At 70.5% G+C, this 11463-nt stretch carries 11 protein-coding genes; 6 read left to right on the forward strand and 5 right to left on the reverse strand.

The annotated features are described in order from the left end of the window. Positions 1-102: 102 nt before the first annotated feature. Entirely contained in the window at positions 103-621 is a 519-nt protein-coding gene (locus ACFXI3_RS45805; protein ID WP_378408419.1) for an NUDIX hydrolase, read from the reverse strand. Positions 622-662: 41 nt separating this feature from the next. Here ACFXI3_RS45805 and dop point away from each other — a divergent pair, with 41 nt between their 5' ends. The 5 genes from dop to ACFXI3_RS45830 all read left to right on the forward strand — a co-directional run bounded on the left by dop (position 663) and on the right by ACFXI3_RS45830 (position 5108). Further along, positions 663-2165 carry a depupylase/deamidase Dop gene (gene dop / locus ACFXI3_RS45810; RefSeq protein WP_344274172.1) on the forward strand — a complete coding sequence of 501 codons (1503 nt, stop codon included), beginning with the start codon at positions 663-665 and terminating at the stop codon, positions 2163-2165. Between the two features lie 89 nt (positions 2166-2254). Further along, positions 2255-2449 carry a ubiquitin-like protein Pup gene (locus ACFXI3_RS45815; RefSeq protein ID WP_037806475.1) on the forward strand — a complete coding sequence of 65 codons (195 nt, stop codon included), beginning with the start codon at positions 2255-2257 and terminating at the stop codon, positions 2447-2449. Between the two features lie 138 nt (positions 2450-2587). Then, on the forward strand, positions 2588-3451 hold the full coding sequence (prcB, locus tag ACFXI3_RS45820; RefSeq protein WP_344274179.1) for a proteasome subunit beta: 864 nt from the start codon (positions 2588-2590) through the stop codon (positions 3449-3451). Between the two features lie 61 nt (positions 3452-3512). Next, positions 3513-4304 carry a proteasome subunit alpha gene (gene prcA, locus ACFXI3_RS45825; protein ID WP_344274182.1) on the forward strand — a complete coding sequence of 264 codons (792 nt, stop codon included), beginning with the start codon at positions 3513-3515 and terminating at the stop codon, positions 4302-4304. Positions 4305-4370: 66 nt separating this feature from the next. Continuing rightward, positions 4371-5108 (forward strand): transglutaminase domain-containing protein, encoded by a 738-nt coding sequence (locus tag ACFXI3_RS45830; RefSeq protein ID WP_378408422.1) that lies wholly within the window; start codon positions 4371-4373, stop codon positions 5106-5108. Here the strand turns inward: ACFXI3_RS45830 and ACFXI3_RS45835 are convergent. From ACFXI3_RS45835 to ACFXI3_RS45850, 4 genes are all read right to left on the reverse strand, one after another. After that, positions 5087-6322 carry an RNA polymerase sigma factor gene (locus ACFXI3_RS45835; RefSeq protein ID WP_378408424.1) on the reverse strand — a complete coding sequence of 412 codons (1236 nt, stop codon included), beginning with the start codon at positions 6320-6322 and terminating at the stop codon, positions 5087-5089. The two genes, ACFXI3_RS45830 and ACFXI3_RS45835, sit on opposite strands and share 22 nt — an antisense overlap. Then, the gene (locus ACFXI3_RS45840) at positions 6315-6665 is read right to left on the reverse strand and encodes a YciI family protein (protein WP_116204978.1); all 351 of its coding nucleotides are present in this window, start codon (positions 6663-6665) and stop codon (positions 6315-6317) included. Before ACFXI3_RS45840 ends, ACFXI3_RS45835 begins: the two co-directional genes overlap by 8 nt. Positions 6666-6775: 110 nt before the next feature. Further along, entirely contained in the window at positions 6776-8011 is a 1236-nt protein-coding gene (locus ACFXI3_RS45845; protein ID WP_344274194.1) for an alpha/beta hydrolase-fold protein, read from the reverse strand. A 318-nt stretch (positions 8012-8329) separates the two neighbouring features. Continuing rightward, the gene (locus tag ACFXI3_RS45850) at positions 8330-9769 is read right to left on the reverse strand and encodes a bifunctional phosphatase PAP2/diacylglycerol kinase family protein (protein WP_378408426.1); all 1440 of its coding nucleotides are present in this window, start codon (positions 9767-9769) and stop codon (positions 8330-8332) included. Positions 9770-9974: 205 nt separating this feature from the next. Here ACFXI3_RS45850 and pafA point away from each other — a divergent pair, with 205 nt between their 5' ends. Beyond that, a complete protein-coding gene (gene pafA / locus ACFXI3_RS45855; protein ID WP_344274200.1) occupies positions 9975-11333 on the forward strand; it encodes a Pup--protein ligase in 1359 nt (452 codons plus the stop codon). Positions 11334-11463: the final 130 nt, after the last annotated feature.

The raw sequence follows: 11463 nt of genomic DNA on the forward strand, positions 1-11463 counted from the left end.
GGCGTGAGGGGCCTTCGGCCTGTGACGCCGGGCAGCCCCCAAACGCCGGCGCGATCCCGCGGTGGTGGGCGAGTCTCAGGAACCGGTGCGGGGCTGTGGGCTTTAGCCGTAGCGGTGGAACCATTCTTGGACGCCTGAGCGGCCGTCTGGGATGAAGGGCGGCTTGGGGTCTGAGGCGAAGACCCAGGTGCGGAGTTTGTCGAGTGACATCCAGTGGCCTTCTGCGATTTCTTCTGGTTGTAGGTGGATGGGGCCGTCCCAGCGGGCTTCGTAGGCGAAGTTGTGGCAGCGGATGTTGCCGTCGTCGTAGATTTTGGTGAAGAGCGGGGTGGGGTCCACTCCGTGGATGCCTAGTTCTTCGGCCAGTTCGCGGCGGGCGCATGCTGCGGGGGTTTCGCCTGCGGCTACTACTCCGCCTGCCCAGCAGTCCCAGGTAGAAGGGAAAATGTCCTTGTCCGCGGTGCGGAGGTGCACGTAGACGTTGCGGCCGTCGCCCGATCGGACGAGGACTACGCCGGCGGCGTGCCAGAGTCCTTCGGCTCGCACTCGGGAGCGGAGGGCCTCGCCTACTGCGTGGCCTGCGTCGTCATAGAGGGCAACGAGTTCGTCACTGCCTGGCATGGGGGCATCGTCGCACGCGTCCAACCCGTAGGGTGGTGGGCATGCGTCGGATCATGGGAACCGAAGTCGAGTACGGCATCGCCGTGCCCGGGGACGCCACGGCGAACCCGGTGCTCACCTCGACTCAGGTGGTGCTGGCCTACGCCGCGGCTGCGGACATCCCGAGGGCGCGCCGGGCGCGCTGGGACTACGAGGTGGAGTCGCCGTTGCGCGACGCGCGCGGGTTCGACCTGACCGGTCCTGGAGGGCCGGGGCACGACCCGGACGTCGAGGACCTCGGCGCGGCGAACGTCATCCTCACCAACGGTGCGCGGCTGTACGTGGACCACGCGCATCCGGAGTACTCCGCGCCGGAGGTCACGAACGCGCGGGATGCCGTCATCTGGGACAAAGCGGGCGAGCGGGTGATGGAGGAGGCCGCGTTGAAGGCGGCCACCGTGCCGGGGCAGCCGCCGTTGCAGCTGTACAAGAACAACGTGGACGGCAAGGGCGCGAGCTACGGCACGCACGAGAACTATCTGATGCAGCGGTCGACGCCGTTCACCGCGGTGATCGGCGGGCTGACGCCGTTCTTCGCGTCGCGGCAGGTGATGTGCGGGTCCGGCCGGGTCGGGATCGGGCAGCAGAGCGAGGAGGCGGGTTTCCAGCTTTCGCAGCGCTCGGACTACATCGAGGTCGAGGTCGGGCTGGAGACCACGCTCAAGCGCGGGATCATCAACACGCGCGACGAGCCGCACGCGGACGCGGACAAGTACCGGCGGCTGCACGTGATCATCGGGGACGCGAACCTGTCGGAGTACTCGACGTATCTGAAGGTCGGGACGACGGCGCTGGTGCTGGACCTGATCGAGGCCGGCGTGCGGTTCGACGACCTGAAGCTGGACGAGCCGGTGCGGGCGGTGCACAAGATCAGCCACGACCCGACGCTGAAGACGAAGGTCGAGCTGGCGAACGGGAAGAAGTTCACCGGGTTGGACCTGCAGTTCGCCTACCACGAGCTGGCGGCGGCGAACCTCGAGCGCACGGGCGCGGACGAGGCGTCGAAGGAAGTGCTGCGGGTGTGGGGCGAGATCCTGGACGCGCTGGCGCGGGATCCGCAGGAGTGCGCGGACCGGCTGGACTGGCCGGCGAAGCTGCGGCTGCTGGAGGGCTACCGGGAGCGGGACCAGCTGGCGTGGGGCGCGCCGCGGCTGCGGCTGGTGGACCTGCAGTATTCGGACGTGCGCCTCGGCAAGGGCTTGTACAACCGGCTGGTCACGCGGGGTTCGATGAAGCGGCTGGTCACCGAGGAGGAGGTGCAGGCGGCGATCACGACTCCGCCGTCGGACACGCGCGCCTACTTCCGGGGCCGGGCGCTGGAGAAGTACGCGTCGTCGATCGCGGCGGCGTCGTGGGATTCGGTGATTTTCGACGTGGGCCGGGAGTCGCTGGTGCGGATCCCGACGCTGGAGCCGTTGCGGGGGACGAAGGCGCACGTCGGGAAGCTGCTGGACGCGGCGGCGACGGCGGAGGAGCTGGTGGAGGCGATCACCGGTTCGGACTAGCGCGATCCCGGCGTTTCGGGCCGCTGGAAGGCCCTTTTCGTCGGTACCGCTGGGTAGGCTAGGGAACATCGGCCAGACCGGGAGGCGAGATGGCGCAGGAGAAGATCGAGAAGCACGGCGGCGGCGATTCCGACGAGGAGTTCGACGACGCCGGCGGGGCGGGCCAGGAACGGCGGGAGAAGCTCGGCGAGGACGTGGACACGATCCTCGACGAGATCGACGACGTGCTGGAGGAGAACGCCGAGGACTTCGTCCGCGCTTACGTGCAGAAGGGCGGCGAGTAGCCGTCCGCCCGTCGCGGCCGTCCCGGGTGCGGGGCGGTGCGGCGGGCGCGCTGGGCCGGAGGTTTCGCGCGGCCGCGCCGGGGGCAGGTTTGCCGGTGGCGTTGCCGGGCACGGGATAGATGGGAACCGAGAGCACGTATGGACAACACCTCCTCTGGGGCGGGTTTTTCCGGGCCCGGACTGCCGTCGGCCTACTTTTCGCCGGCGACGTCGTCGTTCGCGGATTTCGTGCGCGCGACCGCGCCGGAGCTGCTGCCCGCGCGGCGGGTGCCCGCGGGCGCGGGCGAGCTGAACGCGCCGCACGGCACCACGATCGTCGCGGTCGCGTTCGCCGGCGGGGTGCTGATCGCCGGTGACCGGCGGGCGACGTCGGGGAATCTGATCGCGAGCCGGGACATCGAGAAGGTGCACGTCACGGACGAGTACTCGGCGGTGGGCATCGCGGGGACCGCGGGGCTGGCCGTGGAGATGGTCCGGCTGTACGCGGTGGAGCTGGCGCACTACGAGAAGATCGAGGGCGTTTCGCTTTCGCTGGACGGCAAGACGAACAAGCTGGCCGGGATGGTGAAGGCGAACCTGGAGATGGCGATGGCGGGCCTCGCGGTCGTGCCGTTGTTCGTCGGGTACGACCTGGAGGCCGAGGACGCGAAGCACGCGGGCCGGATCGTGTCGTACGACGCGGCGGGCGGGCGGTACGAGGAGCACGCCGGGTACGCGAGCGTCGGTTCGGGTTCGCTGTTCGCGAAGTCGTCGCTGAAGAAGCTGTACGACCCGGACGCGGATGCCGACGCGGCGGTGCGGACGGCGCTGGAGGCGTTGTACGACGCGGCGGACGACGACACCGCGAGCGGCGGGCCGGATCTGGTGCGGCGGATTTTCCCGAACGTCATCACCATCACCGCGGAGGACGGCGCGGTGGTGCTGCCCGCGGAGCGGACGGGTGCGGTGGCCGAGGCGGTGGTGGCCGGGCGCGCGGAGCGCAATCACCACCGGCCGGTCTGAGGCCGCCGATGTCCGCTGAATCAATGACTGCCGAGTTTTCGGAGAACGTGGAGCCGACACCGTGACGATGCCGTTGTATGCCTCTCCCGAGCAGCTGATGCGGGAGCGTTCCGAGCTGGCGCGCAAGGGGATCGCGCGGGGCCGGAGCGTGGTGGTGCTGAAGTACGCGGGCGGGGTGCTGTTCGTGGCGGAGAATCCGTCGGCGACGCTGCACAAGGTGTCCGAGATCTACGACCGGATCGGGTTCGCCGCGGTGGGCCGGTATTCGGAGTTCGAGAACCTGCGGGTGGCGGGGATCCGGCACGCGGATCTGAAGGGCTACCAGTACGACCGCCGGGATGTGAGCGCGCGGGCGTTGGCGAACGCGTACGCGGCGACGCTGGGCAGTATTTTCACCGAGCAGCTGAAGCCGTTCGAGGTGGAGGTGTGCGTGGCCGAGGTCGGGGCGACCGCGGCGGAGGACCAGCTGTACCGGTTGACGTTCGACGGGTCGATTTTCGACGAGTCGCCGTTCGTGGTGATGGGCGGGACGACGGAGCCGATCAGCACGAAGCTGAAGGACGTCGTGGATCCGGAGCACGATCTGCGCACGGCGCTGGCGACGGCGATCGAGGGGCTGCGGGCGACCGCGGCGTCGTCGAACGGGAACGGGTCGGCGGCCGAGGCGGCGGAGATCAAGCTCGAGGTCGCGGTGCTGGACCGGTCGAAGCCGCGGCGTGCGTTCCGGCGGTTGTCGGGTGCGGCGCTGGAGGCGTTGCTGCCGGAGAAGGAGGAGCCCGCCGAGAAGCCGGACGACTCCGGCGAGGGCGATGCCGACAAGGGTTCGGAGAAGGACTCGGGCGAGAAGGAATGACGTGACGCACTGTGGGCCGCCGGCGAATGTCGGCGGCCCACAGTCGTATTCCGGAATACTGGCGTGGTGACGTGTGCGCTGGTGACCCCGTGGTGGCGTCGTCGTGCCGCCGGGGACAGTTCCGCCGAGGGCGGCGTGGTTCCGACGGCGATTCTCGATTGGCGCGATCCGCTCGTGCAGTCCCTGGTGCGGGAGACAGCATCGGAAGACGGGCTTGCCGGGCTGCGGACCGCGCACCGGACGATCGCCGGGTCGGTGCGGCCGGTGTACGCGGTGCAGGAGCGGCAGCCGATCTCGCGGACGTTGCGGCGCGGCCGGGGTTCGTGCAGTCAGCGCCTGGCGGTCCTGGAGGGAGTCGCGCGGGCGCAAGGGGTTCCGACGCGGGTGCGGGGTCTCGTGGTGGACGGCCGGTTCTGGTATCCGAGGTTTCCCAGGCTGAAGTTCCTGGTGCCGTCGCGGGCGGTGGTGGCGTGGCCGGAGTTCCGGATCGCGGACGCGTGGGTTTCGGTCGGGGAGTTGTTCGGGCCGTTGGCCGAGCTGGCGGCGAGTCCGGGATTCTCCAATGACAGCGGGGAAACGCTCTTCGACGCGGTGTCCCGTACCGCGATCGACTGGGACGGGGTCACCTGCGACGTCGGCGGAGCGTGCGACCTGTCCGCGACCGTCCTGGTCGACCTGGGCCGGTTCGATTCGCGCGACGACTTGTTCCGGCGGCACGGGCAGACGCTGTCCGGGCCGTTGACGAGGCTCGTGGACCCGGTGCTCAGCCGGTGGGTGCCAAGTCAGAGAGCGTCGAGCCGCTGACGCAGGTGCGCGCGTTCCGGCTCGGTTCCCGCGCTCTCCAACGCTTCCCGGTACGCCGCCGCCGCTTCGTCGTCGCGGCCAAGACGGTGCAGCAGGTCTCCGCGAGCCGCGGCGTACGGGTGGTAGCCCTGCAGCCGAGGCTCGTCGGCCAAGCCGTCCAAGAGTTCCAGCCCGGCTTCGGGTCCGTCGCGCATCGCCACCGCGGCCGCGCGGTTGAGCGCGACGACCGGCGTCGGCGTGAGCGTCAGCAGGATGTCGTACAGCGCAACGATCTGCGGCCAATCGGTGCTCGCGACATCCGCCGCCTCGGCGTGCAGCGCGGCGATCGCCGACTGCACCCCGTACGGCCCGGGCGGCCCGCCGGTGAGCGCGACCGGCACCAGCGCACAGCCCTCGTCGATCAGCGCCGCGTCCCAGGACGTCCGGTCCTGGTCTTCGAGCAAGACGAACTCGCCGTCCGGCCCGGTACGAGCGGCGCGGCGGGCGTGGACGAGCAGCAGAAGCGCGAGCAGTCCGGTGATTTCGCGTTCGCCGGGCAGCAGCCGGTGCAGGATCCGCGCCAGCCGGATGGCTTCCTCTGCCAGGTCCGGACGCTGAATGTCCGGCCCGGAACTGGCCGCGTAGCCCTCGGTGAACAGCGAATACAGCACCTGCAGCACACCCGGCAGCCGGTCGCGCAGTTCGTCGCCGGCCGGGACGCGGAACGGGATGCGGTGGTCGCGGATCCGGTTCTTGGCCCGCACGATCCGCTTCGCCATCGTCGCGGTCGGCACCAGGAACGCCCGCGCGACCTCAGGCGTCGTGAGGCCGGCGAGGCAGCGCAGCGTGAGCGCGAGCCGGTCTTCGGCGGCGAGCGCGGGATGCGCGCAGGTGAAGAACAGCTGGAGCCGGTCGTCGGGCAGGTCGCCGTCGGCCCCGGGAAGCGGGGGAGGATCGCTGCGGTCGGATTCCGCTTGCAGGACAGCGAGTTTCGCCGCGTACGCCTGGTCCCGGCGGAGCCGGTCGACGGCCTTGCGACGCGCGGTGGTCATCAGCCACGCGCCGGGCTTGGGCGGAACGCCGTCCACCGGCCAGCGCACCAGCGCCGCCTCCACCGCTTCGGCGGCCACCTCCTCGGCGAGGTCGAGATCGCCGAAGCGGCGGACGAGCGCGCCGAGCAGGCGGCCGTGCTCCTCGCGGAACACGGCCGCCACGGACGCTCGCGCGTCAGGCATCGAAATCGGCGATCGGGCGGACCACGACCGAACCGTCGCGGGAACCGGGGCAGCGGGCCGCCCAGTCGAGCGCCGCGTCGAGGTCCGGCACGTCCAGCACATAGAACCCGCCGAGCAGCTCCCGGGTTTCGGCGAACGGGCCGTCGGTGGTGATCGAACGCTCGCCGTCCGCGCCGACCCGCACCTTGGTCGCGGTCACGAGGTCGGCGAGCGACTCGCCGCTGACGAACACCCCCGCGTCCCGGACTTCCTTGTCGTAGGCCATCCAGTCGGCGGGCTCGCAGCCGGCGGCCCCGCCCTGCTCGGTGGCCGCGGAAGCGTGGATCAGCAGCAGGTACTTCATGGTCGGGCTCCTTCGTCGGTCAGTGCGGCCGTGGCGCCGCACTGACCTCACCACGAACGGCGCCCGCCCGGATGGACAGGGCCCGGAAGATATTTTTCCGGACAATCCGCTCAGGAGGCGGCAGGAGCGCTGCGGAAGTTCTGATCGGCGAAGGCGAGCATGTACGGGAGCGTCGCGCGGGCGGTGTGCCAGGTGTGGTTGAACCCGCGTTCGGCGTGCACCACGACCTCCTGGCCGCGCCGCTGCAACGACCCGGCGATGCGGTGCGCGGTCGCGACGTCGGTCGGCGCGCCGGTGCCGACAGTGAGCATCACGGCGAGCTTCTGTGGGAAGGGCATCGTCGGGATGTAGCGGCGCGGGGTGTTCGCCGCGATCGCCGCCTGGTTGCCGCCGAGGACGCCGACCGAGTCGTTCAGGTCGTCGTAGGGCAGCGAGATCAGCAGCGTGCCGAACTCGTCGAGGTGGTGCAGCCCGATGTTCAGCGCACCGAAGCCGCCGCCGGACATGCCGCCGAGCGCGCGGTGGCCGCGGTCGGCGAACGTGCGGTAATGCTGGTCGACCGACGGCACGATGCTGCTGGCGAGGTACGTCTCCAGCTGCGGCCCGCCCGGGACGTTCAGGCATTCCCAGTCGGTGCTCGGCCGGTTGGCGGTGAGGTCGACGCTCACGATGATCATCGGCTGGATGACGTGCGCGTCCTCGAGGCTCTTCAGCGTCTGCGGCGCGGAGCCGGAGGTGAGCCAGTCGCGCGGCCCGCCGTAGGGGTAGCCGTGGATCAGGTAGACGACCGGGTAGCGCTTGGCCGCGTTCGCCGGGTCGTGGTAGCCGGCCGGGAGGACCACGTAGTTCTCGCCGTTCGCGACGCCGTGCGCCGGGTCGGGCACGTTCAGCACCTCGGTGCTGCCGTTGCCGCTGGCCGGGGCCGCGGGGCGGCCGGCGGCGGGGGAGCTGCCGCTGTTCCCGCCGGTGGAACTGCTCGCGGTGCTGGGATCCGAGTCCTCGGCCGGATCGTCGCTGGTGCTGCGCAGCAGGGTGCCCGCGACGTTCATCGCGCCGGAGCCGCGCTGCAGCAGCCTGCCGAGGTCGCTCGGCGTGCGGACGTAGCCGACGTAGCTGTTCACGGCGGTGACCGCGGCGATCAGGAACAGAGCGATCGAGCCGCTGATGCCCCAGCGGCGCACGCGGCGGCGGTGCGCGAGCGCGACGGTGACGGCGAGGACCGCGGCGGCGGCGCCGGCGAACGCGAGCCACAGCAAGGGGGATTCGAGCGGCCCGAGGTCCCTCGCCTGGGAGGTGACCGACGGGGGCAGGACCGGGTCGACAGCCTGCGGGAACAGCCGCGTCATCCGCGGCCCGCCGCGGACGGGCAGCTCGGACCGCGGGTGGAAAGACGCACTGAGTAGACCCCTGCCGTGAACTGGTGCGGACAGGACTGTCCGCACCTCGAAGATCACGCTAGGGACGGCTCGCTGTGGATTCGTTGAGAGAAGGTAAAGGAATGGTCAAGAATTGTTGCGGAGACGGCGAGCGGACGGTAAGCGCGCAGGTCAGAGCCGGGAGTGCCGGGCGCGCAGTGGTGAAGAACTCGGTGCCCGGCCGACCGCGCCCGGAGGGACCTTAGGGCAAAACTCGAGCGGCCGTCACCGCCCGGTTCGCGAAGGACGTCAGGAAGCGCTGTCCGGATTGCGGTAGACGGTCAGCGCGCTCGGGCGCGACCGGAACCGGAACTCCCGCCCGAGCGGCCCGACCTCGCCGTCGGTGGCGACCCGGCGGTTCCCGTCGAGCAGCCGGACGTGCAGCTCCGGCAGGTCCCGCTGCCGGTAGACGTGGCTCGCGTGCAGGCTGTTGGTGAGGCTCGCGGCCACGAACCGCAGCCGCGACCAGCGCACGTCCGCCCGCACGTACCGGACGTCGAGCAGGCCGGTGTCGAGCGCCGGGCGCCGCGACGGCGCGAACCCCTTCGGCGCGTACGTGCCGTTGCCGACGAAGATCAGCCACACCTGCGTCGGCTTCCCGTTCAGCAGCACCCGCAGCGGCTTCGCGTGCCGCATCACGCGCACCAGCGCGATCGCCGCGGACGGCCACTTCGGGAACCGGGACTGCAGCTTTTCCCGCAGCCGCACCATCTCCGGGTATCCGCCGAGGCTGGCGGTGTTCACGAACCAGCGGTGCGCGGGCTCGCCGGAGCCGTCGATCTCGACCTCGGCCAGGTCGATGCCGACCGCGTGCCCGCCCTCGGTCGCCTCGTCCGCGTCCGGCATGGAGCGGACCCCGACGTCGCGGGCGAAGTGGTTGAGCGTCCCGGCCGGGATCAGCGCCAGCGGCAGCCCGCGTTCGGCCGCGACCGACGCCACCGCGGCGACCGTGCCGTCTCCGCCCGCCACGCCGAGCGCGCGGACCGAACCGTGCGCCTCGATCTCGTCGGCGAGCTGCTCGCGCAGATCCCGCGACGGATCCGGGTAGATCAGCGACGCCTTCGGCCAGGCGTAACGGACGTCCTCGGTCGGATCCTGGCCGTCGACCCCCGAATGCGGGTTCACGAGCGCCAGCATGTCCTCGCCGTCGCGCATCTCCGGCGCTTGCGCCGAATGGGCGGTGCGGGCGCGCGCGTCCGGGTGCAACGGCCACCAATGCCGGGTCAGCACCGCGACCCCGGTCCCGATCGCCAGCCCCGCCGCGACGTCGCTCGGCCAGTGCACCCCGGTGTGGACCCGCGAGTACGCGACCGCCCCGGCGAGTGGGAACAGCGCGAGCCCGGCGCGCGGCGACTCCATGGCGACCGCGGTCGCGAACGCGGCGGCCGAAGCCGAGTGCCCGGACGGGAACGACGACGACGTCGGCCGTTTCCGCAGCTGACGGTGCGCGGGAACCTCTTCTTCGGCCGGACGGCGGCGCGGGAACAACGGCTTCGCGACCAGGTTCGCCGCGGCGCTCGCGCCCGCGATGGCGGCGATCCCGCGCAGCGCGCCCCGTCGCGCCGGGCCCTTCCGGACCGCCAGCACGGCCGCCACGCCCCACCAGAGCCGCGATTTGTCCGCACTTCGGGACAACGCGGTCACCACGTCGTCGGCGCGCGTGCGCGGCAGTGCCGCACTGCGCCGCATCAACGCCCGATCCCGCTGCCCCACCTGCCGGAAAGCCCGGCCGACCTGCTGGAACACTCTCGTCCACCTCCGCTGGCCGCGCCGGGCCCGCCGCCGGCCCCGGCGACCGGTTTCCGCCGCATTGTCACCACTTGCAACGTACCGACCGCGTGTCGCCGCCCGAACGGCGCACCTTCCTCGGGGGTCCAGCGCCTACTCTGGTGGGATGCAGCGGCGGATCTTTGGCATCGAGACCGAGTTCGGGGTCACGTGCACCTTTCACGGCCAGCGCAGGCTCTCGCCCGACGAGGTCGCGCGCTATCTCTTCCGGCGGGTCGTCTCGTGGGGACGCTCGTCCAACGTGTTCCTGTCCAACGGCTCCAGGCTCTACCTCGACGTGGGCTCGCACCCTGAATACGCGACAGCCGAATGCGACGACCTGACCCAGCTCGTCACGCACGACAAAGCAGGCGAACGGATCCTCGAGGACCTCCTCGTGGACGCCGAGCGCAGGCTCGCCGACGAGGGCATCGGCGGCGACATCTTCCTGTTCAAGAACAACACCGACTCCGCGGGCAACTCCTACGGCTGCCACGAGAACTACCTGGTCACCCGGGCAGGCGAATTCTCCCGGATCGCCGACGTCCTGCTGCCCTTCCTCGTCACCCGCCAGCTCATCTGCGGCGCGGGCAAGGTCCTGCAGACCCCGCGCGGCGCCGTGTACTGCCTCTCCCAGCGCGCCGAGCACATCTGGGAAGGCGTCTCCAGCGCCACCACCCGGTCCCGGCCGATCATCAACACCCGCGACGAACCCCACGCCGACGCCGAGCGCTACCGGCGCCTGCACGTCATCGTCGGCGACTCCAACATGGCCGAGCCGACGACGATGCTGAAGGTCGGGTCGGCGCATCTGGTGCTCGAGATGATCGAGGCGGGGGTGCAGTTCCGGGACTTCACGCTGGACAACCCGATTCGGGCTATTCGGGAGATCAGTCATGATCTCACTGGTCGTCGGCAGGTGCGGTTGGCTGGCGGGCGGGAGGCGTCCGCGCTGGATATTCAGCGGGAGTATCACGCTCGGGCTGTGCAGCATTTGAAGGAGAACGGGTCTACGGCCGCGAATGAGCGGGTTGTGGAGTTGTGGGGGCGGGCGCTGGAGGCTGTGGAGGAGCAGGACTTCAGCAAGATCGATACCGAGATCGACTGGGCGATCAAGCATCGGTTGGTGGAGCGGTATCGGGCTAAGCATGATCTTGATTTGTCTAGTCCTCGGGTGGCTCAGCTCGACTTGGCGTACCACGACATTCGGCGGGGGCGGGGCATCTTCGATCTGTTGCAGCGGAAGGGCCTCGTCCGGCGAGTCACGGACGATGGCGAAATCGAGGCCGCCAAGGACACCCCGCCGCAGACCACACGCGCGAAACTGCGCGGGGACTTTATTGCGGCGGCGCAGGCTGCTGGGCGGGACTTTACGGTCGACTGGGTGCATCTGAAGTTGAATGATCAGGCGCAGCGGACTGTGTTGTGCAAGGACCCGTTTAGGTCTGTGGATGAGCGGGTTGAGCGTCTCATCGGGTCGCTTTAGGGCGGCTGGGTTGGGTGACTAGCTCACCAAGCTGTGTTTTTGGCGTCGGCTCCGCCGCCGCGGGCGGGATCGCTTTTATGCCGGCGTTTGGGGGCTGCCCGGCGTGAGGGGCCTTCGGCCTGTCACGCCG

This window comes from Amycolatopsis sp. NPDC059235 (genome assembly GCF_042754125.1).
In the GTDB taxonomy this organism is placed as follows: domain Bacteria; phylum Actinomycetota; class Actinomycetes; order Mycobacteriales; family Pseudonocardiaceae; genus Amycolatopsis; species Amycolatopsis albidoflava.